Genomic DNA, 24933 nt, shown 5'->3' on the forward strand with positions numbered 1-24933 from the left:
GGTGATGACTGCTGTCCGGAGCCAACCGCATGCATGCCTGCGAACTCACCGAAGCGGCAACCACCAACGCATCTGCTCCACCACTGCCACCTTAGTTAAGCCGCGCCGCGTAGCGGCGTCGGCTTGGACGAATTGTTAGGGCGCGACATTGATGAGCCCGAGACCCGACAATGTGGCCACGCCGCCGAGTCCCAGCGCTAGTGCCGCATAGAAAAAAGCCATGACACGCCCTTTCGGGCTGGACCAATGTTCGCAGACCCAGATAAGTGCGCGTAAGAAGAATGTCTTGTGGCTGTAGAAGTAGCTGGCGAGGAACATGGTGCCCCACGCCATCAGGTAGAGTCCCAATAGCACGGTGCTAGGGCCCGTGCGCACTGGGCCTGGCTTGAATCCGGTGAGCAAAGTGCTGACAAGGAGGGCGCCCAGAATGGCGATAAGCGACACTCCTAGTGCGATGCCGGGCTCGTTTTCAGTTGGCTTCGGCTGCATCGAACCTACTAGAGCGCCCTAACGCCTGAATTAAGCCGACCCGTAGCGGGGCGGCGGTTGGGTGCTAGCGTAGCGGAAAAAGCGCCCAAGCGCTGCCCCGATGCGGGTTCGGCTTGAATGAATTGTTAGGCCGCGACATGTGCAGCCTCCATGTACGTGCTGTACGCGTCATATGAGAAGCCGATGCCAATAGCAGCAGAAAGAGCAAGCAACAGCCAATACTTGGTTGGATGCTCTCTGCGGCTGAATCTGGCTACCCACGCGCCATCAAGCGCGCAACCAGTAAAGGCCTGAATGAGGAAAGGAATAAAACCGCTCACACCGAACAGAATGGCGGCAGTCAATTTACTAAGGCCCACCGACTCGCCCCAGAAAGCGGACGCCGAAAACAAACGGATGAAAAGGATGAACCCCCAACCAAACGATTTGCCTTGAAAGCGCGAGACGGAATTTTTCATAGCTGCCTAACGCCTGAGTTAAGCCGCGCCGCGAAGCGGCGTCGGCTTGAATGAATTGTTAGCCTGCAAGGCTGTATGGGTACAGCAGAGACAGGCCAATTGATATTTTCTCAATTGACTGTTCCGCGTGTGCGATCAGATTTGGATCGTCGGCAGATTCGAATTGACGAATGATGTCGGCTAATTGAAGCCATTGGCCAAAATTGATCCCGAGAGTTTGCGGTTTCGCGTCCAGTCCGGAATCATGATCCAAAAAAGCGACGCGTTGATCGTTGCCGGTAGAAATAAGCCAAGCGTCTCCCGTGCCCGATGTTGCAAAGACCCACCAGTCTTTACCAAGTCTTGCTTGGGGCGCATCACGGCCTTCTGTCTCATTCTTGGCAGAGAGAGAGTCAAGAAAAGCGAAGTCTCCCGCAATTTCAATGAATGGAAGACTGTGATCCTGGCTTAAATGAGGCAAATCAGAAACTGAAAGTAGCTCAAGTGCGATTTTCTGAGGATTGCGGAGTTCTAACATTGCGGTCTAGCGCCTGAATTAAGCCGACCCGCGAAGCGGGTTCGGCATGAATAAATTGTTAGGCACCGCCCGAGACACGCAGAGTCGCGGACACGGCGCCCACTTTGATGCTAAAGCCGCTCATGAAGTTGGCCGTAAGGTGGTTGCGGCCCTCAGACGGTCTACTCGAGGCGAATGCACGCATCTCAGCTAATAGGTCGTCCCACATGAATCCAAGGGAGTCCAAGCAGTTATCCTCGGTGAATGGAACTGTCGGGTCTCGCTCCTGGGCTTTGAACAAGTACACCCCCGCAAAGCTGAGTGAGAGCTCAGGCGGGTCTGATGGCTTTACCCAATCGCCGGTGCCACGGTGCCAATGTAGCTCTAACGTCTGTTGCGCTGGGGCGTATGACATGCCCTGAAAGTCAAAGTTGTTGTGTAGGTCAAAACGGTCAGGCCCGCGCTCAAGCGCGATAAAGTCTTCGGCAATTGAAAAGCCAATTAGCTGCATGCGGTGCCTAACCACGATTGGACCGCCTGAGAGCGGTGTTGCGCCAAGTATCGACTAAGGCCGGAGGTCTGGAAAGGAGGAATTCCTATTCCTTGACGATAACTTGCCGGATGGCCACCGGCAGTCTTTGCGTCGATGCTGGTTGCGTGATCCGACGTGTGGGCAGGCGTATGAGTTACACCCGTGACGATGCAGGCGTAATGACGCCTCTGGCTCCGAAGCTGTTGGATCAGGTCCGTGCTCGGCTGCGGCTTCGTCACTAAAGCCTGCGTACAGAGCAAGCGTCTGTGGGCTGGATCCGACGCTTCATTCCGGCCAACGGCAAACGGCATCCAGCTCAGATTAGGCGGGCAGAGGTCGAGGCGTTTCTCACCGAACTGGCGACGCAGGGCCAGGTGTCGGCCGGCACGCAACATCAGGCGCTGGCGGCGCTGCTGTTCCTGTATCGCGAGGTTCTGGGCGCGGAGTTGCCCTGGATGGAGAAACTGCAGCGCGCCAAGCGGGCGCGGTCCATTCCGGTGGTGCTCTCGGCCAAGGATGTCGCGCGCACTATGCAGGAGCTGTTGGACCACAAGGATGTGGCAACCACGCAGATCTACACGCATGTGCTGGGGCGCGGGGCGTCGGCGGTGCGCAGCCCGCTGGACGGGCTGCGCATCGACGGTGGGTGACGTTGCGGGCAAGCAAAGCCAACCCGCTGTAGGCGTTTGCTATGAGGCGTCGTGACTGAAGTCCCTGCAAAGTCCGATGCCGGGAGTCGATGAAGACGGCTAAAAATCCGCGGTCTTTATGGCAATGCTTCAGCCGTCAAGCAGCGCCTTGTCGCGCACCGCACCCTTGTCCGCACTGGTTGCCAGCAGCGCATACGCCTTCAACGCCGTGGTGACCTTGCGTGGGCGTACCTCCACCGGCTTCCAGCCCTTGGCATCCTGTTCGGCGCGACGATTGGCAAGTTTTTCGTCGGACACCAGCAGATTGATCGAGCGGTTGGGAATGTCGATCAGGATCTTGTCGCCGTCGCGCACCAGGCCGATCGCGCCGCCTGCGGCGGCTTCCGGCGAGGCGTGGCCGATCGACAGGCCCGAGGTGCCGCCAGAAAAACGGCCGTCGGTGAGCAGGGCGCATTGCTTGCCCAGGCCCTTGGACTTGAGATAGCTGGTGGGGTAGAGCATTTCCTGCATGCCGGGGCCGCCCTTGGGGCCTTCGTAGCGGATCACCACGATGTCGCCGGCTTTCACTTCGTCGGCCAGAATGCCCTTGACCGCCGAATCCTGGCTCTCAAAGACGCGCACATTGCCTTCGAACACGTGGATGGATTCGTCCACGCCCGCGGTCTTCACCACGCAGCCGTCGCGGGCGATATTGCCGTACAGCACGGCCAGGCCGCCCTCCTGCGAGAACGCATGCGCGACATCGCGGATGCAGCCTTCGCTGCGATCGGTGTCCAGGCTGTCCCAGCGGGTGGCCTGGCTGAAGGCAATCTGCGTGGGGATGCCGGCCGGGCCGGCCTTGTAGAACGTGTGCACCGTTTCCGCGTTGGTCTGGGTGACGTCCCATTGCGCGATGGCGTCGGCCAGCGTGCGTGCGTGCACCGTGGCCGCGTTGGTATGCAGCAGGCCGCCACGCGCCAGCTCGCCGAGGATGGCCATGATGCCGCCGGCGCGGTGCACGTCTTCGATGTGGTACTTCGGCGTGTTCGGGGCGACCTTGCACAGCTGCGGCACGCGCTTGGACAGGCGGTCGATATCGCGCATGCCGAATGGCACGTCGCCTTCCTGCGCGGCGGCGAGCAGATGCAGGATGGTGTTGGTCGAGCCGCCCATGGCGATATCCAGCGTCATCGCGTTTTCGAACGCTTCGAACGTGGCGATGCCGCGTGGCAGGGCGGTGGGATCTTCGCCGCCATACCAGCGGTGGCACAGCTCCACCGCCACGCGCCCGGCGCGCAAAAACAATTGCTCGCGGTCGGCATGCGTGGCCACCACGGTGCCGTTGCCCGGCAGCGACAGGCCCAGCGCTTCGGTCAGGCAGTTCATCGAGTTGGCGGTGAACATGCCCGAGCACGAGCCGCAGGTGGGGCAGGCGCTGCGCTCGAACTCGGCCACCTTTTCGTCGGAGGCGCTGTCGTCGGCGGCGATCACCATCGCGTCGATCAGATCGAGCTTGTGTTCGGCCAGCTTGGTCTTGCCGGCTTCCATCGGCCCGCCGGAGACGAACACGGTGGGGATATTGAGCCGCAATGCGGCCATCAACATGCCGGGGGTGATCTTGTCGCAATTGGAAATGCACACCAGCGCGTCGGCGCAATGCGCGTTGACCATGTATTCGACCGAGTCGGCGATGATCTCGCGGCTGGGCAGCGAATACAGCATGCCGTCGTGGCCCATGGCGATGCCGTCGTCCACGGCGATGGTGTCGAATTCCTTGGCCACGCCGCCGACGCGTTCGATCTCGCGCGCGACCAGCTGGCCGAGATCCTTCAGATGCACGTGCCCGGGCACGAACTGCGTGAACGAGTTGGCGATGGCGATGATGGGCTTGTGGAAGTCGCCATCCTTCATGCCGGTGGCCCGCCACAGTGCGCGGGCGCCGGCCATGTTGCGGCCGTGGGTGGAGGTCTTGGAGCGATACTCGGGCATGGCGAATTCGACGGCTGATTGGCGAGCGGTGGCTGGCAATTAGACCGCGTCGTGACTGTTGCTGCTGCAACGGTCGCGGCGCGCTCCGGGGATCCGGCACGGTAGCACGTGGGCCAGGGCACGCCGTGGCGGTGGGGGAGGGCGCGGGCAGCGCGCATCGCACAGGCGGCGCCGGAGCGTTCGCCGGGCGTGCGAACACGCGCCTCCCGCACGCGGCGCCCGCTGGTCGGCTTGGCATGTAATGCGATGTAAACGTATGTGGGCCGGCATGCAGTGCCCGGAGTGCAAACCGGAGCGCAGATTGCGCCGCTGCCACACCGGCACCATCGCCGTCAGACCGGTGCGGCAGAGGGGAGCACCACCGCCAAGGATCTCCACCAACGGCACCGCAGGAGGCGCCCATGTCCGACCATCCACACCCACGCCGCACGGCGGCGGCAGGCCCGCATCCCATCGACCAGACGCCGGCAGCAGCCTGCATCACCCGCCGTCGCGTGCTGCAGGGCGCAGCCGGCGCGGTGGCACTGGCCGGCCTCGGGTGGGGCGGCCGTGCGGCTGCGCAGAGCGCCACCCTGCCGTTCGCGGGCCTGAACCTGTCGGGCCTGGCCTCCAACAGCTATGTGGAGAATGCCGAGATCGGCACCCACTATCGCGCCATTGCCGCACAGCACGTGGCCGCCGCCGGGGCCTGCCCGCTGTTCCGGCTGCCGACCACCGCCGCGCGCTTCACGCGGGGGCAGGGGCTGGCCTTGAACGAGACCTACTGCAGCCAGGTCCAGGATGCGCTGGACCACATCGCCGCCCGCGGCAAGCGCGCCATCGTTGAGCTGCATGACTACATGCGCCTGCCGCAGCGGGTGGCCGTCAAGTCGGGCTATCGGCGCGACCCCAGCGGAACGCTTCTTGATGCGCGCGGCAACCGCATCGACGACCCGGCGGCCGCCGCGGTCTGGGCCGACACCTATCCGCTGCGTAACTTCGGCTACCAGGGCTATTTCGATCGCCGCGACGGGCTGCTCAAGCTGTACGAATACCGCGTGATCGGCACGCCGGGGTGCACGCTCTACAACGCGTCCGGCCTGCCCGACCTGTGGGCACGCATCGTCAACCGGTTCCGGCAGCACCCGGCAGTGTTCGGCTGGGGCGTGATGAACGAGCCCTATCAGGGCGACGAGCGCGCCGCCGACGGCAGCGTGCTGTCGATGGCAACGCACTGGCAGAACACCGCCACTGCGTGCTGCAAGGCCATCATCGATCGCGACCGCGACCACTTCGTGTTCGTGTGCGGCAACGGCTATGCCAGTGCCCGGCTCTGGCAGAAGGATTCGATGGGCCTGTTCGACATCCCCGATCCCTACAACCGCATCGTCTACGAAGCGCACAACTATCTGGACAACAACGGGGCTGGCGGCGGCAACTGGATCGGACCGGGCGGGCGCAACGAAGTGATCCAGCCCGATACCGGCATCACGATGGTGACGCCCTTCATCGACGCCCTGCGGGATGCCGGCAAGCGCGGTTATCTCGGCGAGCACGGCTACCCGGCCGGCAACCGCAGCGCGGAGGTCGCCACCACGCGCATGCTGGCCCATCTGCAGGCGAACAATATCCCCAGCACGCAATGGTGCTTCGGCCCCGGTTGGCCGGATGACGACGTGCTCGGCATGAGCCGCGACGTGGGCGCGGACATTCAGGCCAAGAGCAATCTCGCTGCCGTGCAGGCCTTTTTCGACGTGCGCCTGTCCAGCTACATCCCGCCGCGCTAGCCACGCTGCCGCTGCCGGCAGGTGGCGGCGGTTTACACTGGCGGCATGCGCAAGAACATCCCGTGCCGCGCCGGCTGCGCGGCCTGCTGCATCGCGCCGTCGATCAGTTCGGCCATCCCCGGCATGCCGCAAGGCAAGCCGGCGGGTGTGCCCTGCGTGCAGCTCGACGGCCAGGGCCGTTGTCGCCTGTTCGGGTTGCCGACGCGGCCGGCGGTGTGCGCCAGCCTGCGTCCGTCCGAGGACATGTGCGGCGCATCGCGCGCGCAGGCGCTGGCCACGTTGACGGCACTGGAGCACGCCACGCGGCCGTGAGCCGCGGCACGCCTCAGCTGCCGGTGCCCTGCGCCTTGCGGGAGAAGACCCGCTTGATGCCGGTACCCACGGCAAACACGCCCAACAGCACCAGCTTCCAGCCCTTGGCCAGCAACAGGCCCAGCTTGGCGAACAGCCCGGCCTTGGCCGCCAGGCCACCGCCGATCAGGCCGGCCAGCCCATAGCTGGCGATCTTGTCGGTGGACGGGTTGTGGTCGGCGTAGCGCGCGCCCTGGTCGAATTCGGCCATCGGCAGCAATTGCTGCATGCCCTGGCGGACCTGTTCGAGCTGGTCCATGCCGGCGACGGCATTGAGGCTGAGGTAGCCGCTGCGGCCCAGCACGCGGATATCGTAGTTGAGCGTGTGCTGCTGGGCGCCATCGAAGCGCAGTTCCTTGGCCCAATAGAGCTTCTTGCTGCCGGCGTCGTACCGCGGCGGCACCGCCCAGCCGAGCAAGTCGACGGTGCCGTAGCCCTGCTCACGGCGCGCGGCGTTGTCTTCGGCGGTGCCCTTCTGCATGTCGGCCAGCAATTCGCTGTAATCGATCTTGGCGGCATCCTCGTCGGACACATAACCGTCGTCGGCATAGGTCACCACCACTGCCCAGCCACCCGGCGCATCCAGCGCGGGTGTGCGCGGCACGATCATGCCCAGCACGCTGTCGTCAGGCGGGTTGCCCCACAGCTGCTCCAGCACGCGGCGCGTGTCGGCCTTGTCCAGGTAGCGGAATGCCGGGTCCAGGTCGAAGTGCGCCTTGGCTTGCGGCACGTCGATGTGGCCGTCGCGGTACTGCAGGGCAGACAGCACCTGCGCTTCGTCGACGGCGTCGGCTGGAATGGCCAGCAGCGACGGGCTTGCGATCAGCAGGCAGGCGGCCAGCAGGCTGCCCAGGGCAAAACGCGTATGCATCGGGTCGAATCCATTCGAGGGCAGCGTCCCCACGCCGCAGGGCGCCGATCTTGCCATGCCTGCGTAGGGCGGACAACGGCTCAGCCGGTGCCGACGGTGCCCAGGTACTGGTCCTTGAGCCGCACATAATGCTGTGCGGAGTAATGCAGGCTTTCGATTTCCCTGTCGCTGAGCGTGCGGGCCAGCCGTGCGGGATTGCCCAGCCACAACTCGCCTTCGCCGACGATCTTGCCCGGGCCGACGACCGCCCCGGCGCCGACAAAGCCGTAGCGTTTGACGGTGGCGCCGTCGAGCACGCAGGCGCCCATGCCGATCAGGCACAGGTCTTCGATGGTGCAGGCATGCAGGATGGTGCCGTGGCCGACCGTGACGTCGGCGCCGATCACGGTCGGGTAGCCGGCCTTGTTGAACGGGCTATGGTGGCTGACGTGGATGATGGTGCCGTCCTGCACGTTGGTGCGTGCGCCGATCTGCACATGATTGACGTCGCCGCGAATCACCGTGCCCGGCCACACCGACACGTCATCGCCCAGGCTCACCTTACCGATGATGGTGCAGGCAGGATCGACATAGACGCGTGCGCCCAGTTGCGGGGTGTGTTCCAGGAACGAGCGAATCGGGGTCACGATGATCTCCGGCATGTCGGCTTGCCGCCCGGTGCGGGCGCGGCCTGCATGATAGCGGGCGAGCGTCTGCATGCGGAAAGCGCTGGTGCGGCAGTGGATCGATCTGGCTGCGGACGTGCCTGATGCAGCGGCGCAGTGTGTTGGAACAGCTGGCGCCAGGGCGTGTGAGGCCGCGCCTGCAAATTCGCTGCCGCTCCGAACGGATCGAGGTGTGTGTGGCGGTGTGCAGTCATGCATATGTCGCGTCGTTCAACCTCGCTGCCAGCAGCGTTGCATCCATGCCTGCATCACGAGTGCGGCACTGCGCTTTGTAGGCCTGACCAAACGAACGTGATGGTTGCCCGGTCTGATCGCACTCGAGGCACGCGCTGCAGCCGCATGAAAGTCGATCGTTTCCGTGCAGGCAAGGCGCACACCGCAGATGCCGCTACGCAGACAGCTCAACGAATGCGTGGCGGGATAAGCGAAGCGCGCTGCCGGCTTGTTCGATAAGCGCACACCCGTGCAGGCCGCCGTCTTGAACGCCCTCTGCGATCGGCCTAGCGTGCGGTGACGTTGCAACACCCCGACTGTCGTTGCCGCAATGCAGTACCGCTGCGCTGTCGAAGGCCGTCGCAGCTTCCAGCGCGCTTGCGTCTTCGTCGTGGTGGCGCTGCGTGAGCGCATGGCCATGCGTGAGGTTACCAATGCAGCTGCCCTCCCTAACCAGGATCACCCGATGACCCAGAGCGCCGCGACACCTGCACCCTTCGTACTGCAACGCATGACGCCGTTTCAGTGGAGGGCGGTGGCGGTGTGCGTGTTGCTGACCATGCTCGATGGCTTCGATGTGATGGCGATGGCCTTCACCGCCCCGCATGTGTCGGCGCAGTGGCAGTTGTCGGGCAAGCTGCTCGGGGCCTTGTTCAGTGCCGGCCTGGTCGGCATGGCGGTGGGATCGTTGCTGCTGGCGCCGCTGGCCGACCGCATCGGGCGGCGCGCGACGATCCTGGCATGCCTGGCGATACTGACCGTGGGCATGAGCGCCTCGGCGCTGGCCACCGGGGTGTGGCAACTCGGCGCGTTGCGGGCATTTACCGGGATCGGCATCGGCGGCATGCTGGCCTGCGTTGCGGTCATCGCTGCCGAATATTCCACCGCCCAGTGGCGCAGCACGGCACTGGCGCTGCAGGCCACCGGTTATCCGATCGGCGCGACGCTGGGCGGCGCGATCGCAGCACTGCTGTTGCAGCACTGGTCCTGGCACGCGGTGTTTGTGCTCGGCGCGCTCGGGTCGCTGCTGTGTGTGCCCTTGGTGCTGGCGTTTTTGCCCGAGTCGTTGGAATTTCTGATCGCGCGTCGCCCGCCCGGTGCTGGCGTACGCTTCAACGCGGTGCTTGCGCGCATGGGCATGCCGCCGCAGGCGGTACTGCCGTCACCGCCGCCGCATGGCTCCGATCGGGCGCGGGGCTATGCGGCCCTGTTCGTGCCGGCATTGCGGCGGCAGTCGCTGTTGATCGCGCTGGCGTTCTTTCTGCTGATGTTCGCGTTCTACTTCGTGCTCAGCTGGACCCCAAAGTTGCTGGTCGTGGCCGGCCTGTCGGCAGAGCAGGGCGTGACCGGTGGCGTGTTGTTGAATCTGGGCGGGATCGCCGGCGGTGCGATCTTCAGCGCGCTGGCCGCGCGTGCGCGGCTGTCGTGGCTGACCGCCGGTGTGCTGGGGCTGTCGGCGCTGGCGCTGATGGCCTTTGGCTGGTACAGCACGGTGCTGGGTTGGGCGTTCGTCATTGCGGTGCTGAGCGGCGCGGTGCTGTTTGCCGCCATCGCCGGGCTGTATGCGGTGGCGCCGGTGGTCTTCACGGCGGCAGTGCGTTCCACCGGCATGGGCTGGGCGATCGGGGTGGGCCGCTTCGGTGCGATCGCCTCGCCGCTGTGCGTGGGCGTGCTGGTGGATGCGGGCTGGTCGCCGGCGGCCCTGTACCTGGCCTGCAGCGTGCCGCTGCTGCTCGCGGCCATCGCTGTGCTGGGCATGCGCCTGCCGGCGCGCTGAACTGCTCAGCCAGCGGTCGCCGCACGGCGCGAGCGAGTTCTACCGGACCAAAGAAATCCTGCGCACTGCCGATAACCCGACAGACCCTCCATCGTCGTGGCGGGCTCTTCCGCGGACCATTTGCAGATCAGCGCCGGCATGCTCAGAACCATCGATTCAGACCAACTCCGCCCCGGCATGTATGTCTACAAGCTGCTGGGCGCGTGGGTGCACCACCCGTTCTGGAAGACCTCGTTCCTGGTCGATTCGGACGACGTGGAGAAGATCCATGGCAGCCGGATCGAGCAGTTGGTGATCGACACCGCGCGTGGCCTGGACCTGGACACGGCGGCGCCGGACGCGCCCGATCCGCAGCCTGAGCCGGAGCCGGAGCAAGCGCCGCCGCCGGCACCGGACCCCCCCGAGCCGGCCACCACCACGCGCACCGCGCGGACCAATAGCGTCACCGCGCAGGTCGGCATCGAGTCCGAAGTGGTGCGCGCACGCAAGATCTTCGAAGACGGCCGCGATACGGTCGAGGCGATGTTCCGCGATGTGCGGCTTGGCCGCACCGTCGACACCGAGGCGGCGATGCCGCTGGTGGAAGCCATCAACGATTCGGTCCTGCGGCATCCGCAGGCCTTGATCAGCGTGGCAAGGCTCAAGACCGCCGACGACTACACCTATCTGCATTCGATGGCGGTGGCTGGCCTGATGAGCGGGCTGGCGCGCCAGCTCGGTCTGCCCGAAGGGCAGGTCGTCGAGGCGGCCATGGGCGGCCTGCTGCACGACATGGGCAAGGCGGTGACGCCGCTGGACATCCTCAACAAGCCCGGCAAGCTCACCGACGAAGAGATGGCGATCATGCGCCAGCACCCGCTGGACGGTCATCGCCTGCTGCTGGCCGGCGGCGTGCAGAACGCGGTGGTGCTGGAGATCGCGTTGCACCACCACGAGAAAATGGACGGTAGCGGCTACCCGAACCGCTTGGCGGGCGAGAACATCGCGCTGATGTCGCGGATGGGCGCGGTGTGCGATGTGTACGATGCCATCAGCTCGGACCGCCCCTACAAACGCGGCTGGGATCCGGCCGAATCGCTCAAGCGCATGGCGTCGTGGCAGGGGCACTTCGACCCGGTGGTGTTCCAGGCCTTCGTGCGCCGGCTGGGGATTTATCCGGTCGGCTCGTTGGTGCGGCTGGAGTCGCAGAAACTGGCGGTGGTCATCGAGCAGACCCCCGATGCGCTGCTCAAGCCCAAGGTGCGCGTGTTCTATTCGGCCAAGCTGCGCAGCCATGTGCTGGTGCAGGACATCGACCTGTCGCGCCCGGACTGCCAGGACCGTATCGCGCAGATGGAAAGCCCCTCGGACTGGGGCTTCCGCGATCTCGAGAAGCTCTGGCTGCCGTAACCCGTAACCCACTGGCCACACGCCGCGCGTGTGCACGCGGCCTACCTGGCGCGGAGATGCGCTGGGCGAGTGGGCTGGGTCCGCAAGTGTCGTCGGGCGAGGGCCGCGGCCTTGCCGTCGTGATTGCCACCATCGCCGCCAGGGCCGGCATACCGCGCGCACCTGTGCCCGGCTCGCCGGTCACAGGCGGTTGCCACCATGCCCGCCAGGCCTATCGGCCCGCCGAGTCAGCCTGGCGGGCGCGACCATGCTGCGCTGCAGCTTGGCAATGTAGTTATGATCCATAACTATTCCGGAACGCAATCACTTGCCGACCCCGGATCCCATGTCGCAGCCGTGCCTGGATGACCGTCGCTTCCCACACCTGCGTGCCGCCGCATGTGGCCGCCACGTGCTGGCGCTGGACTGGCACCAGCCTGTGGCCGCCTGCCTGCACGGCGGTGCCACGCGCTCGGCGGCCACGCCCACATCGGCATGCCTGCGCGCGTCTACAATGCAGCTCACGCCGCGGATCGGCGTTGCGGGCGGTGAGCGTTGCGCGCACCGGTCCGCCTGTCGTCTTCGCTGCGAGAACCGTCATGTCCGTCACTGCCACTGCCGTACCGCTGCCGGATGCCGTCACTACGGTGGATCAGGCACGCCTGCTGCGGCTGCTGGGCTACCGCATCACCCGCACCGAGTTGCTGGTGCGGCGGATGTTTCAGGACTGCGTTGCTGCGTTCGACCTCAAGCCGGTCGACTTCTCGCTGCTGATGCTGGTGGACGGCAACCCGGGCATCAACCAGCGCCAGATCGGCGACGTGCTGCACGTGTCGGCGCCCAACCTGGCGATCGTGGTGGCACGCCTGGTCAAGCGCCGCCTGCTGCGGCAGGTGCGCGGACGCCAGGACCGACGCATGCAGCATCTGTCGCTGACCAGCGCCGGCGTGACCCTGCTGAGCGCTGCCGAGGCCGAAGTGCTGCGCATGGAACAGCAGCTCAGCGTGGTGCTGGGCAGCAGCGAGGCGCCGTTGCTGCGCGCACTCGACCGGCTGGACCGGCTCGACACCGCGTAATCCGCCGCTGCCGTGCAGGCGCACGGCCAGCTTTCCTGTTGACCTGCGCACGCGCCGTTGCCGGCGTGTCGATTGCGCCTGCCTGACCGTTGTCCCGCCGCAGTTCCCGCTGTTCCTCCCAATGCTGGAGATGTTCGCAGTGAGCTATCGATCGGTCCTGTCTAGGTTGTCTTCCCGCGCGTCGGCACTGCGCCGCGCAGCGTTTGGCGTGGTGTCGCTGCTTGCTGCCGGCACGGCCGGCGCACAGAGCCTGCCGCAGAGTACGACGCTGACCAACGGCATCAATACCGGCGGCACCAGCTATCTGGACGGTTTCACCCGCACCACGCCCGGCTGGGCGGTGATCACCTATCTGCGCCAGAGCTCACTGGACGCGATCAAGGATTCCCGCGGCGACGACGTACCGGTGTTCGACCGCCCACGCATCGATTCCACCCTGCTGCTGACCCAGGTCGCCTATGTCACCCCGTACAAGCTCTTCGGCGGCGCAGTGGGCATCAACACGCTGCTGCCGCTGATCAATCTGGATGCCTCGTTCGGGCGCAACAGCATTGCCAGCTTGCGCGACAACGGCGCTGGCGTGGGTGACCTGACCTTCGGCCCGTATCTGCAGATGCTGCCGGTGATCCGCAATGGCAGGCCGGTATTTTCGCAGCGCTTCGAAATCGATGCGATCGCGCCGATCGGCAAGTTCGACCGCGATCGCGACCTCAATCAGGGCGCCGGCTACTGGTCGCTGGTGCCGCAATATGCGTTCACCTTGTTCCCGACCCCCAACTGGGAAGTCAGCGCACGCATCAACTACATCTACAACTTCCGCAGCGAGCGGCGCCCGAACCTGCCGCCGGGCTTCGAGTTCCGCAACGGCCAGGCCGGCGACGCGGGCTGGATCAACTTCGCCACCTCCTGGGAAGTGGTACCCGACATCCGGCTTGGCGTGAATGCCTATTACCTCACCCAGTTCCGCGACAACCGCACCAATGGGCAGCGCGTGGCCGACACCCGCCAGAGCGTGTTCTATGCGGGTCCCGGTGGCGTATGGCGGATGGATGCCAACAACATGCTGTTCGCCAATGTGTATCTGCCGGTGGAGGTCAAGAACGCCGCCTCCGGCAACAACGTCAACCTGCAGTACGTCCATGTGTTCTAGCGCCGGTACATCCGGCCTCTTCGGAGAGTGGCAATGAATTTGCAGAACAAGACGATCGTGGTCACCGGCGTGGCATCGGGCATCGGTGCCGAAGTCGCGCGTCTGGCCCGTTTCCATGGCGCCACGGTGATCGGCGTCGATCGCACGCCGGTGCAGATGTCGCTGCACGGGTTCCACCAAGCTGATCTTGGCGATCCGGCATCCATCGATGCGCTGGTGCAGGCCTTGCCGGCGCGTATCGATGCGCTGGCCAATGTGGCTGGCGTCCCCGGTACCGCGCCGTTGGAGGTGGTGGCGCGCGTCAACTATCTGGGCCTGCGCCATTTGAGCCAGGCGCTGCTGCCGCGCATGACGCCCGGTGGTTCCATCATCAATGTGGCCTCCATCCTGGGCGCCGAGTGGCCGCAGCGCCTGGAACTGCACAAGCAACTGGCCGCCACCGACAGCTTTGCGTCTGGCCATACATGGCTGCAGGCGCATCCGGTGGCGCACGACACCTGCTACCAGTACTTCAAGGAAGCGCTGATCGTGTGGACGCTGCTGCAGTCGCGGCCCTGGTTCGCCGAGCACGGCGTGCGCGTCAACAACGTCTCGCCGGGGCCGGTGTTTACGCCGATTCTTGGCGATTTCGTCACCATGCTCGGCGAGGAGCGCGTCAAGGAAGATGCCAAGCGCATGACGCGGCCGGCGTATGCCGACGAGGTGGCGGAGGCCATCGTGTTTCTCGCCTCCGATGCGGCGCGCTGGATCAACGGCATCACCCTGCCGGTCGATGGCGGGCTGGCGTCCACCACTCTGTAACACCACCCCCTCAGCAGGAGGCTAGACCATGAACGCTCTCCCCAATACCGCCATTGTCGCAAGCGCCGCTCCGGCGTGGCATGGCTGCATCTTCAACGGCGACTGGGTGCCCGGCAACGGCGGCACCGTGCAGATCATCGAGCCGGCCACCGGCACGCGGCTGCACGAAGTCGGCAAGGCCGACCTGGCCGATGTCGCCGCTGCCGTGGCGCTGGCCAAGAAAGCGCAGCGTGCCTGGGCAGCCACTGCGCCGCGCGAGCGCGCTGCGGTGTTTCACCGTGCCGCGCAGCTGATGGAAGCGCGCAGTGCCGAAGCGGCGCTGCTGATCGCGCGCGAAACCGGCGGCATCCTGCCCAAGGCCCAGCGCGAAGTGAACGAGTCGGTGGTGATCTACCAGCAGTCTGCGGCGCTGCCGCTGCAGGCGGTCGGCCAGGTGCTGCCGACGGGCGCCGGTCAGCTCAGCCTGGCGCGGCATCTGCCGCTGGGCGTGATCGCAGTGATTTCCCCGTTCAATTTCCCGCTGATCCTGTCGCTGCGCTCGGTCGCCCCGGCACTGGCGATGGGCAATGCAGTGGTGCTCAAGCCCGACCCGCGCACGCCGTATACCGGTGGCGTGGTCATCGCGCAGGTGCTGGAAGAAGCGGGCCTGCCGAAGGGACTACTGCATGTACTGCATGGCGATGCCGCCATCGGGCAGGCGCTGGTCGAATCGCCGGATGTCCCGATGATTGCCTTCACCGGGTCCACCGCGGCCGGGCGGCGCATCGGCGAGATCGCTGGCCGGCATTTGAAGAAGGTGTCGCTGGAGTTGGGCGGCAACAATGCAGTGATCGTGCTCGACGACGCCGATCTGGACAAGGCCGCCTCTGCGGTGGCATTCGGCGCCTACATGCATCAGGGACAGATCTGCATGGCCACCGGCCGCGTGCTGGTCCAGCGCGGGATTGCCGATGCATTCACCCAGCGGCTGGCCGAAAAAGCCAGGCATCTGCCGGTCGGCGACCCAGTCAGCGGCACCGTGGCACTGGGCCCGATCATCGACCAGCGCCAGCTGCAGCGCGTGATCGATATCGTGGACGACAGCGTCGCCGCCGGTGCGGTGGTGGAGGCCGGCGCCAGCAACCAAGGCCTGTTCTATGCGCCGACGGTGCTGTCCAACGTGCGTCCGGGCATGCGTGCATTCGACGAGGAAGTCTTCGGCCCGGTGATCAACATCACCGTGTTCGATACCGACGAAGAAGCCGCGGAACTGGCCAACCATGGCGAGTACGGTCTGGCTGCGGGCATCCTGTCGGCGTCGGTGTCGCGCGCGATGCGCCTGGGCGACAAGCTGCACACCGGCCTGCTGCACATCAACGATCAGACCGTTGCCGATGAAGTCATCAATCCCTTCGGCGGGACCGGCGCGTCGGGCAACGGCACCAGTGTCGGCGGACCGGCCGATTGGGAGCAGTACACCCACTGGCAATGGCTGACGATCAAGAACGAATTGCCGCAGTACCCGTTCTGACCGGCGCGGTGCAACTGACCCGGGGGGGCGGGGCTGCAGGCGAGCCGTGGATCAGCCGCTCTGGGGTTGATCTAGCCGCGATGTCCAAGCGCACTGCTCTTAACCTTGCGCACCGACCATCTCAACTGGTCCTTGCCCGCTCACCGTCGCTGGACCTTACGCGGCATGGATGCCGCGTAAGAGCCTACAGGGACGTACTTGCGGCGTGTCCTGCGATGGTGGACGGGCAAGGGCCGTGCCGCAGAGCCTGAGATCAACCGCTCTAGGATTGAGCTAATGCGTGGGCAACTGCTGCAAAAGACCGACCATCTCAACTGGTCCTTGCCCGCTCACCGTCGCAGGACCTTACGCGGCATGGATGCCGCGTAAGAGCCTGCAGGGATGTACTTGCGGCGTGTCCTGCGATGGTGGGCGGGCAAGGGCCCTGCAACAAAGCCGCAGATCAACCGCTCTACGATTGAGCTATCGCAAGGGCTCTGCAGCCAAGCTCCAGACCAGCCGCTCTTACTCGCCAGCGCGGAATTGCGTCGGCGAGCAGCCGGCATGGCGTGCGAAGTAGCGGCTGAAGTATGCAGCGTCGAAAAATCCAAGGCTGGCGGCGATCTGCTGCACGCTCAGGCTGGTGTAGCGCAGGCTGCGGCGTGCTTCGAGCATGATCCGGCGCTGCAGTAACTGCAGTGCCGAGGCGCCGGCCAGTCGCTGGCATAACGCGTTGAGATGGCCCGGAGTCAGACCCAGCTGCTCGGCATAACGGGAGATCGGCCAGTGCGCGCGGTAGTGCTGGTCTATCAAGGCCTGATAACCACGCAGATGGCGCAGTGCCGGGTCGGCGTACGGGCTCACCGCAGCCGCATCCTGCGCGTGCTCCAGCGCCGTGCGGGCGGTCCAGATCAACAGCTGCGCTGCGGCGGCGTGCAATGCGGCCTCGTGGCCGATGCGTCGGTACGCGTGATCGCCGGCAATACTGGCGAACAGCACGTCGAGCAATCCGCGTGCGCGGCGTGCTTGCAGGACCTGCGGGACGGCCAGTGCACGCTGCAATAGTGGCGCGGCACTCAAGGCATTACGTGCCAATGGCATGCACACGGTGATGATGTGGCCGCGCACCTGTGGATCGAATTTGAAACCATGCACGCATAGCGGTGGCAGCCAGATCACGCTTGCGCCACGCACGCGCTGGCTGCGGCCATCCAGCTGCAGCGTCGCCGGCCCGCGTTGCACGTACAGCAGTTGCGCCAGGTCTTCGTGCCGGTGCGGGGCGATGCGCCAGTCATGCAGCCGGCTGCGTGCGGCAATCGACTCCCAATGCAATAGCTCGGGCGTGTCGGCATGCTGCTCGCCATACAGGCCGAAGGCGGGAACCGCAGCAGCTGCGGCAGTGGCGTGTGCGCGTGTGGGCATCGTCGAAAAGTCCAAGCACTGCACGCAATCATCCCTTCAAAGCATGTGCTTGGCTACCCACACTGGCCTGCATCCGTCGGCTGAGGCAGGAGCATTGCATGCGAACCCAGATCGCGATCATCGGCGCTGGCCCCTCCGGCCTGTTGCTGGGCGAACTGTTGCTGCGGGCCGGTATCGATACCGTGGTGATCGAGCGGCAGACCCCGGAGCATGTGTTGGGGCGTATCCGTGCCGGCGTGCTGGAACAGGGCAGCGTGGCGCTGCTGCAGCGGGCAGGCGTTGGCGCACGCGTGCAACGCGAAGGCTTGCCGCATCACGGCTTCGAACTGTCGCTGGATGGCCGGCGGGAGCGCATCGATCTGCTGCGCGGCTGCGGACGCAGCGTCACCGTCTACGGCCAGACCGAGGTCACTACCGATCTGATGCAGGCCCGTGCGCGCAGCGCTGCGCCAACGTGTTACAGCGCGCAAGACGTGACGCTGTGTGGAGTGGACAGCGATATGCCCGCGGTGGAATTCACCCACGATGGCCAGCGCCTGCGTATCGATTGCGACTATATCGTCGGCTGCGACGGCTTCCATGGCATCAGTCGCGCCAGCATCCCGCCGGAGCGACTGCGCCTGTTCGAGCGGGTGTATCCGTTCGGGTGGCTTGGTGTGCTTGCCGACACCCCGCCGGTCAACGACGAGTTGATCTACGCGCAGCACCCACGCGGCTTTGCCTTGTGTTCGATGCGCTCGCCAACGCGCTCGCGCTATTACGTGCAGGTACCGGCCGATGCGCGGGTAGAGGCATGGAGCGATCAGGCATTCTGGGATGAGTTGCGTGCGCGTCTGCCAGACGCCTTGTCTGCGCAACTGCTCACTGGGCCGTCGATCGAGAAGAGCATTGCGCCGTTGCGTAGCTTCGTCGCCGAACCCATGCAGTACGGGCGGCTGTTCCTGGCCGGCGATGCGGCGCATATCGTGCCGCCCACCGGCGCCAAGGGCCTGAATCTGGCGCTGGCCGATGTCGGTTTGCTGGCGCAATTGTTCGAGCGCTGGAACGCGCGTGGCGATACCGCGGTGCTGCAGCAGTATTCGGCGCTGGCATTGCAGCGGGTGTGGAAGGCCGAACGGTTTTCATGGTGGATGACCACCTTGCTGCATACCTTCGACGATCAGGACGCATTCACCGCACGCATTCATGCCGCAGAGCTGGATTATCTGCTGGACAGCGAGGCCGGGCGCGCCACCCTGGCCGAAAACTATGCAGGGTTGCCGTTGGTGGAGCTGCCGGATTGAGCGTAGCGATGGCCGCCGCCGAGACGCCTCGTGCGTGCGCGATAGAAAAACTGACTGCCGTGGTTATCTTCTGATTACCACCCATACCGCAGGTGCCCTGGTGCACTCCAGGGCGGCTAGCGGGCGAGCGGACGCGGCCGTTAGGCTGGCGGCGACGCGTGGAAAACCCTGTATGCCAAGGCGCGTCGTCCCCCAATCAACGGTGCACCGTGCTGGTATCCCTGCCAATGCAGTGCCCGTCTCCACATAAGGAGTCTTCCATGAATAAGCTGTTCTCCCGCGCCTTGCTGCTGGTCATGCTGGTGGCGCCGGTGGCTGCGTTCGCGCAGACCGCAGTGACTGAAAATCCCAACCACCAGAAGATGCTGCTCGGCTCCACCTGGTATGAAACCGCCAACAAGCGGCTGGTCTACGATTTCTGGCGCATCGTGTTCGAAGCCGGCCAGGTGCAGTATGCGCCGATGTACATGGACAAGAACTACATCCAGCACAACCCGAATGTGGCCAATGGCCGCGATGCGTTCATTGCCTTCCTGACCGCCTTCGTGAAGCCGACGCCGGTGCAGCCGCGCGTGCAGCTGCCGCTGGTGGCCATCACTGCCGACGGCGATCTGGTCACGCTGGTGTCGGTGCGCACCCTGCCCAATCCGAACAAACCGGGCACCACCTACACCACCACCTGGTTCGACATGTTCCGCATCGAAAAAGGCCTGATCAAGGAGCATTGGGATCCGGACACCATTGCCGGCCGCGCCAATAGCGGCGGCCAGTAATCGCTACTGCACTGCAGGGCTGCAGCGTGCAGCCCTGCAATGCGTGATCCATGCAGGTCGTCAGCAACCCATGCAAGTGGTTGACGGAAACGACAACGCCCGCCTGATAGTGGGCGTTGTCTTTTAAGCGCAGCGGTCAGCTGATGCGGAAGCCCATCGTCGCTTCCACCGCCTGCTGCCAGCCGGCATAGAGTTGTTCGCGCTTGTCGTCGGCCATGGTCGGCTCGAAGCGGCGATCCACCGCCCACTGCTTGGCGATCTCTTCGCGGCTACTCCAGAACCCGGTCGCCAGACCGGCCAGATAGGCCGCACCAAGTGCCGTGGTTTCGGCCACTTCCGGTCGCAGCACCGGCACGTTGAGCATGTCACTCTGGAACTGCGCCATGAAGTCGTTGGCGATCGCGCCACCGTCGGCGCGCAGTTCCTTCAGCTCGATGCCCGAATCGGCCTGCATCGCAGTCAACACGTCGCGGGTCTGGTAGGCCATCGATTCCACCGCCGCACGCACGAAATGTTCCTTGGTAGTGCCGCGGGTCAACCCGAACACCGCGCCGCGGATATCGCTGCGCCAATACGGTGCGCCCAGGCCGACGAAGGCCGGTACCAGATAGACCCCGTCGTTGTCGCCGGCACGTTCGGCATAGGCCTGCGAGTCGCTGGCCTTGCCAAGCATGCGCAGGCCGTCGCGCAGCCACTGCACCACCGAGCCTGCGACGAAGATCGAACCTTCCAGCGCGTATTCGACCTTGCCGTCGATGCCCCAGGCGATCGTGGTCAACAGACCGGCCTTGGACGCAACCGCCTTGTCGCCGGTATTCATCAGCGCAAAGCAGCCGGTGCCATAGGTGTTCTTGGCCATGCCCGGCTCGAAGCAGGCCTGGCCGAACAGTGCGGCCTGCTGGTCGCCGGCGATCCCGGCGATCGGCACCTGCTCGCCGTAGAAATACTGGGTCTGGGTCATGCCGTAGATTTCGCTGGACGAGCGCACCTCCGGCAGCATTTCCTTCGGCACGTCGAGCATGGCCAGCAGCTCGGCGTCCCACTCCAGCGTGTGGATGTTGTACATCAGCGTGCGCGAGGCATTGGTGTAGTCGGTGACATGCACCTTGCCGCCGGTGAGATTCCAGATCAGCCAGCTATCGATGGTGCCGAAGGCCAGCTCGCCGTTACGCGCGCGCTCGCGGGCGCCGTCGACGTGGTCGAGGATCCATTTGACCTTGGTGCCGGAAAAATACGCATCGATCAGCAGACCGGTCTTGTCGCGCACCATCTGCTCGTGCCCGGCCTCCTTGAGCTGTGTGCAGATGTCCTTGGTCTGCCGCGATTGCCACACGATGGCGTTGTAGATCGGCTGGCCGGTGGCCTTGTCCCACACCACCGCGGTCTCGCGCTGGTTGGTGATGCCGATACCGGCGATCGAGCGCGCATCGATCTGCGCGTTGTTGAGCAGCTCGGTGATCGTGGTGTAGACGCTGGTCATGATCTCGCGCGGGTTGTGTTCCACCCAGCCCGGCTGCGGAAAGATCTGGCCGAACTCGCGCTGCGCCACGCCGGCCACCTTGCCGTTGCGATCGAACAACATCGCCCGTGAACTGGTGGTGCCCTGATCGATCGCAAGGACGTACTGCTTTTCCATCGGAGATTCCTCGAACAATGCCGGCGCTGGCGCACGGCGAGAAAGGGGGCAGTGCACGCTGCTGCGCGAAAGGCCGATAAAACCCAGCCTGTCTGGCGGCAGCGCAGTGCTGTCAGTCGTGCAGCAGGGCGATCAGCGCGGATCGAGCGGTTTGCCGCCCTGCAGATGGCGCACGCGTGCCGGCAGGAACGGCAGGATCAGCCACTGGTAGGCGAGCGCGCCGATCGGGCCGCCGATCAATGGGCCGACCATGGGAATCCACCAGTAGTTGTCCTTGGCAGGCAACGCGGCCTCGCCCCAGCCGGCAAGGTAGGCAAACAGACGCGGGCCGAAATCGCGCGCCGGATTCATCGCCCAGGCTTCCAGATAGCCCATCGACGCGCCCAGCGTCGCCACCAGCAGGCCGATCATCAGCGCGCCGGAGTTGGCGGTCGGCGCGGCTTCGTTGAATTGTTCGGTGATGGCGAAGATGCCGAAGATCAGGAACGCGGTGATGATGATCTGGTCGACCAGCGCATGCATCGGCGTGACCGCAAGGCCGGGTGCAGTGAAGAACACCCCGGCGGCGCCACCGGCTTCGCGGGTGAGTTGCTGCACCTGGTTGTAGTGGTCGATGACCGGGCCGTACAACTGGTAGACGATGGCCGCGCCCAGGAATGCACCGATCACCTGCGCGCCCCAGTACGGCAGCACCTTCTTCCAGGAGAAACCGCGGAACAGCGCCAGCGCCAGCGTCACCGCCGGGTTGGCATGCGTGCCGGACACCGAGCCGGTGACATAGATCGCCAGCGTCACCGCCAGGCCCCAGGCGATGCACACGCCCCAATAGGCGTTCTGGTACGGGCTGGGGTCGTAGAGGACGTACATTGCCGCGACCGAATCGCCGAGCGCGATGATGATGAACATCGCCACCGCCTCGGAAATCAACTCACCCACGAGTTGGCGGCTCATGCGCGCTTCCTCGTGCCGATGGCGATGATGCAGGCAGGGTGGTGCAATGCGCGCATTGGCGCGCAGGGGTCTTCGGTGATGCTCATCAGGGTGCCCTCCACGTGACTCAGGATGATGCCGGCGAATGCGCCAGGATACGTTGCCGCGCGACCCGTCCTCGCCGGCAACGTGGTTCGATCAGGCCGGCACGCCGTCCGCCTGCCGGACCGAGTGTGTCTGCAAATACGCCTCCAGACGTGCGCGCCCGGCCGCGTCGATGTGAAGGCCGAGTTTGCTGCGGCGCCACAGGATGTCGTCTGCGGTAACGGCCCATTCGTGGGCACGCAGGTAGTCCACCTCGGCCTGGTACAGATCGGCGCCGAAGTGCGTGCCCAGGGCGGCGATGTCCTGCGCCTGGCCCAGCAGCTGCTCCGCACAGGTGCCGTAGTTACGTACCAGCCGCTGCGCGGTCGGCGCCGGCAGCCACGGGTATGCGTTGCGCACGCGCTCGAGCAGGCTGGCAATATCGCGTTGTTCGCCGCCGGGCAATGCATCGCCGCGCGCGGTCCATGCCGGCTTGCGGGCACCCAGCGCCTGGGTGAGGCGGTCGACCGCTTCTTCGGCCAGCTTGCGATAGGTGGTGAGCTTGCCGCCGAACACGTTGAGCAATGGTGCGCCGTCGGTAAGCACTTCCAGCTGGTAATCGCGGGTGACTTCGGCAGCGTTGTCCTCGGCGTCGTCCAGCAGCGGACGCACGCCGCTATAGCTCCACACCACATCGCTGGGAGCGATCTGCTGCTGGAAATACAGGTTCACCGCATCGCACAGGTACTGCACTTCCGCCGCATCGATGCTGGGCGCGGCGGGGTCGGCCTGGTAATCCACGTCGGTGGTGCCGATCAGGGTGAAGTCGTGCTCATACGGAATGGCGAACACGATGCGCCGATCCGGTTGCTGGAAGATGTAGGCGTGGTCGTGGTCGAACAACTTGGGCACCACGATGTGGCTGCCCTTGACCAGGCGAAGTGCGTGCTTGTGCGGCACTGCGGCGACCTTGTCCAGGAACGACACCGCCCACGGCCCGGCCGCGTTGGCCAGCGCACGCGCCTGCACGGTGCGGCGGCGGCCGTCGCGGTCTTCCAGCTCGGCGTACCAGAAGCCTGCATCGCGCCAGGCACCGACGCAGCGTGTGCGGGTGCGGATCTGTGCGCCACGTCTGGCAGCGTCCATCGCATTGAGCACCACCAGCCGCGCATCCTGCACCCAGGCATCGGAGTACACGAAGCCGGTGCGCAGCGATTCCTGCAGCGGCTGGCCCACCGGGTGCGTGCGCAGCGACAGCCGGCGCGAGCGCGGCAGGCTGCGCTTGCTGCCGCCGAGATGGTCATACAGGAACAGCCCGGCGCGGATCATCCAGGCCGGGCGCAGATGCGGTTGATGCGGCAGCAGGAAGCGCAGCGGCCAGATGATGTGCGGGGCCAGCCGCAGCAACACCTCGCGCTCGGCCAGCGCCTTGCCGACCAGCGCGAACTCGTACTGCTCCAGGTAGCGCAGGCCACCGTGAATGAGCTTGGTGCTGGCGCTGCTGGTATGCGCGGCCAGATCGTCCTGTTCGCACAGGCACACCGACAGGCCACGCCCGGCCGCATCGCGGGCGATGCCAACCCCATTGATGCCGCCGCCTATCACCAGAAGATCGTATGTCTCGCCCATCGGTGTCTCCGTCCGGGCGCGCCAGTAGCGAACCCAAGTTGTCATGTTCGAACATATTCGAACATCAAACCTTTTCGGGACGTGAAGAGCTGTCAGGCCTGAAAACTAAACGGATAAAGAGCAATTCGGCCTATCGAAGCTGGATCTTCGATAGCCAAAGCGGATCAATAGGGCGACAAGATCGGCACGCCGTACCGCAAACGCACAAAAACGAACAATTCGCTCAGCCGGCGTCGCCAGGCTCGGCCAGATGCACGCGGGTGCCGGCCTCGGCCAGCACGGCGGCCAGTTCCCGCGGCGGCGGCCGGTCGGTGAACCAGTCGTGCACCTGGGCGATCGTGCCCAGTCGCACCATGGCATTGCGGCCGAACTTGCTGTGGTCGGCGGCCAGCAGCACCTGCCGCGAGTGCTCGATGATGGCCTGGGCCACGCGCACTTCCTGGTAGTCGAAGTCCAGCAGGGTGCCGTCCAGATCGATGCCGGAAATGCCGATCACCCCGAAGTCCACCTTGAATTGCCGGATCAGTTCCACCGTCGCCTCGCCGGTCACGCCCTGGTCGCGCCCGCGCACCACGCCACCGGCCACGATCACCTCGAAGCTGGGGTTGGCGCTGAGCATCACCGCCACGTTGAGGTTGTTGGTGATCACGCGCAGGCCGCGGTGCTGCAGCAAGGCGCGCGCGACCTCTTCGTTGGTGGTGCCCAGGTTGATGAACAACGAGGCATCGTCGGGAATGAAGCGGGCGACCTGCGCGGCGATGTGCTGTTTTTCGCGCGCCTGCAGCGCCTTGCGCGCGGTGTAGGCCAGGTTTTCCACGCTCGAGGGCATGCTGACGCCACCGTGATAGCGGCGCAGCACGCCGGCATCGCACAGCAGGGTCAGATCGCGACGGATGGTCTGCGGCGTCACCTCGAAGCGCGTCGCCAGCCCTTCCACCTCGGCAAAGCCCTGCTGCCGCACCAATGCCACCAATTGTTCCTGGCGCGGGTTGAGTGCCGGCGCCGGGACCGTCCTGTAGTGATTCGACTCCATGCGCAGATGATCGCGCATGCGCG

Annotated in this window: 21 protein-coding genes and 1 pseudogene; 11 read left to right on the forward strand and 11 right to left on the reverse strand. The window is 65.2% G+C overall.

Features of this window, described 5'->3' with window-relative positions; genetic code table 11:
• Positions 1 to 135 precede the first annotated feature (135 nt).
• From KHN93_RS01900 to KHN93_RS01910, 3 genes are all read right to left on the reverse strand, one after another.
• Positions 136 to 489, reverse strand: coding sequence for a hypothetical protein (locus KHN93_RS01900; RefSeq protein WP_211921780.1), 354 nt, complete (start codon positions 487 to 489; stop codon positions 136 to 138).
• A gap of 125 nt (positions 490 to 614) precedes the next feature.
• On the reverse strand, positions 615 to 947 hold the full coding sequence (locus tag KHN93_RS01905; protein ID WP_211921782.1) for a hypothetical protein: 333 nt from the start codon (positions 945 to 947) through the stop codon (positions 615 to 617).
• 58 nt (positions 948 to 1005) lie between these two features.
• On the reverse strand, positions 1006 to 1464 hold the full coding sequence (locus KHN93_RS01910; RefSeq protein ID WP_211921784.1) for a hypothetical protein: 459 nt from the start codon (positions 1462 to 1464) through the stop codon (positions 1006 to 1008).
• Between the two features lie 690 nt (positions 1465 to 2154).
• Here KHN93_RS01910 and KHN93_RS01915 point away from each other — a divergent pair.
• Positions 2155 to 2517, forward strand: a pseudogene (locus tag KHN93_RS01915) (phage integrase N-terminal SAM-like domain-containing protein); the annotation flags it as partial.
• Positions 2518 to 2754: 237 nt separating this feature from the next.
• Here the strand turns inward: KHN93_RS01915 and ilvD are convergent.
• The gene (ilvD, locus tag KHN93_RS01920; protein WP_211921787.1) at positions 2755 to 4593 is read right to left on the reverse strand and encodes a dihydroxy-acid dehydratase; all 1839 of its coding nucleotides are present in this window, start codon (positions 4591 to 4593) and stop codon (positions 2755 to 2757) included.
• Between the two features lie 401 nt (positions 4594 to 4994).
• Between ilvD and KHN93_RS01925 the strand changes: the two genes are divergently transcribed.
• Positions 4995 to 6359: a glycoside hydrolase family 5 protein gene (locus KHN93_RS01925; protein WP_211921790.1), complete on the forward strand. Its 1365-nt coding sequence runs from the start codon at positions 4995 to 4997 to the stop codon at positions 6357 to 6359.
• A 45-nt stretch (positions 6360 to 6404) separates the two neighbouring features.
• Positions 6405 to 6671 (forward strand): YkgJ family cysteine cluster protein, encoded by a 267-nt coding sequence (locus KHN93_RS01930; protein WP_080959949.1) that lies wholly within the window; start codon positions 6405 to 6407, stop codon positions 6669 to 6671.
• A 13-nt stretch (positions 6672 to 6684) separates the two neighbouring features.
• Here the strand turns inward: KHN93_RS01930 and KHN93_RS01935 are convergent, their stop codons facing one another.
• A complete protein-coding gene (locus tag KHN93_RS01935) occupies positions 6685 to 7581 on the reverse strand; it encodes a DUF2167 domain-containing protein (RefSeq protein ID WP_211921792.1) in 897 nt (298 codons plus the stop codon).
• 80 nt (positions 7582 to 7661) lie between these two features.
• Positions 7662 to 8207, reverse strand: a complete 546-nt coding sequence (locus tag KHN93_RS01940) for a gamma carbonic anhydrase family protein (protein ID WP_039530167.1) — start codon at positions 8205 to 8207, stop codon at positions 7662 to 7664.
• A gap of 718 nt (positions 8208 to 8925) precedes the next feature.
• Between KHN93_RS01940 and KHN93_RS01945 the strand changes: the two genes are divergently transcribed.
• From KHN93_RS01945 to KHN93_RS01970, 6 genes are all read left to right on the forward strand, one after another.
• Positions 8926 to 10236 (forward strand): MFS transporter, encoded by a 1311-nt coding sequence (locus tag KHN93_RS01945; protein ID WP_211921794.1) that lies wholly within the window; start codon positions 8926 to 8928, stop codon positions 10234 to 10236.
• 138 nt (positions 10237 to 10374) lie between these two features.
• On the forward strand, positions 10375 to 11625 hold the full coding sequence (locus tag KHN93_RS01950; RefSeq protein WP_104561340.1) for an HD-GYP domain-containing protein: 1251 nt from the start codon (positions 10375 to 10377) through the stop codon (positions 11623 to 11625).
• A gap of 578 nt (positions 11626 to 12203) precedes the next feature.
• On the forward strand, positions 12204 to 12680 hold the full coding sequence (locus KHN93_RS01955) for a MarR family winged helix-turn-helix transcriptional regulator (RefSeq protein ID WP_024938805.1): 477 nt from the start codon (positions 12204 to 12206) through the stop codon (positions 12678 to 12680).
• Between the two features lie 121 nt (positions 12681 to 12801).
• Positions 12802 to 13830 carry a SphA family protein gene (locus KHN93_RS01960; protein WP_425600166.1) on the forward strand — a complete coding sequence of 343 codons (1029 nt, stop codon included), beginning with the start codon at positions 12802 to 12804 and terminating at the stop codon, positions 13828 to 13830.
• Between the two features lie 33 nt (positions 13831 to 13863).
• Positions 13864 to 14631, forward strand: a complete 768-nt coding sequence (locus tag KHN93_RS01965; RefSeq protein WP_211921796.1) for a coniferyl-alcohol dehydrogenase — start codon at positions 13864 to 13866, stop codon at positions 14629 to 14631.
• 28 nt (positions 14632 to 14659) lie between these two features.
• On the forward strand, positions 14660 to 16141 hold the full coding sequence (locus KHN93_RS01970; RefSeq protein ID WP_211921798.1) for a benzaldehyde dehydrogenase: 1482 nt from the start codon (positions 14660 to 14662) through the stop codon (positions 16139 to 16141).
• A 504-nt stretch (positions 16142 to 16645) separates the two neighbouring features.
• Here KHN93_RS01970 and KHN93_RS01975 read toward each other — a convergent pair.
• Entirely contained in the window at positions 16646 to 17542 is an 897-nt protein-coding gene (locus KHN93_RS01975) for a helix-turn-helix domain-containing protein (RefSeq protein WP_104574371.1), read from the reverse strand.
• A gap of 98 nt (positions 17543 to 17640) precedes the next feature.
• Between KHN93_RS01975 and pobA the strand changes: the two genes are divergently transcribed.
• The gene (gene pobA, locus KHN93_RS01980; RefSeq protein ID WP_211921800.1) at positions 17641 to 18825 is read left to right on the forward strand and encodes a 4-hydroxybenzoate 3-monooxygenase; all 1185 of its coding nucleotides are present in this window, start codon (positions 17641 to 17643) and stop codon (positions 18823 to 18825) included.
• A 260-nt stretch (positions 18826 to 19085) separates the two neighbouring features.
• Entirely contained in the window at positions 19086 to 19598 is a 513-nt protein-coding gene (locus KHN93_RS01985) for a nuclear transport factor 2 family protein (RefSeq protein WP_016903479.1), read from the forward strand.
• Between the two features lie 136 nt (positions 19599 to 19734).
• Here the strand turns inward: KHN93_RS01985 and glpK are convergent, their stop codons facing one another.
• The 4 genes from glpK to KHN93_RS02005 all read right to left on the reverse strand — a co-directional run bounded on the left by glpK (position 19735) and on the right by KHN93_RS02005 (position 24928).
• Positions 19735 to 21234: a glycerol kinase GlpK gene (gene glpK, locus KHN93_RS01990; RefSeq protein WP_039517354.1), complete on the reverse strand. Its 1500-nt coding sequence runs from the start codon at positions 21232 to 21234 to the stop codon at positions 19735 to 19737.
• A gap of 132 nt (positions 21235 to 21366) precedes the next feature.
• Entirely contained in the window at positions 21367 to 22185 is an 819-nt protein-coding gene (locus KHN93_RS01995; protein ID WP_211921802.1) for an MIP/aquaporin family protein, read from the reverse strand.
• Between the two features lie 177 nt (positions 22186 to 22362).
• On the reverse strand, positions 22363 to 23877 hold the full coding sequence (gene glpD, locus KHN93_RS02000) for a glycerol-3-phosphate dehydrogenase (RefSeq protein WP_211921804.1): 1515 nt from the start codon (positions 23875 to 23877) through the stop codon (positions 22363 to 22365).
• Positions 23878 to 24100: 223 nt separating this feature from the next.
• On the reverse strand, positions 24101 to 24928 hold the full coding sequence (locus KHN93_RS02005) for a DeoR/GlpR family DNA-binding transcription regulator (RefSeq protein WP_104561294.1): 828 nt from the start codon (positions 24926 to 24928) through the stop codon (positions 24101 to 24103).
• Positions 24929 to 24933 lie beyond the last annotated feature (5 nt).

The organism is Xanthomonas arboricola pv. juglandis, assembly GCF_905367715.1.
Lineage (GTDB): Bacteria > Pseudomonadota > Gammaproteobacteria > Xanthomonadales > Xanthomonadaceae > Xanthomonas > Xanthomonas arboricola.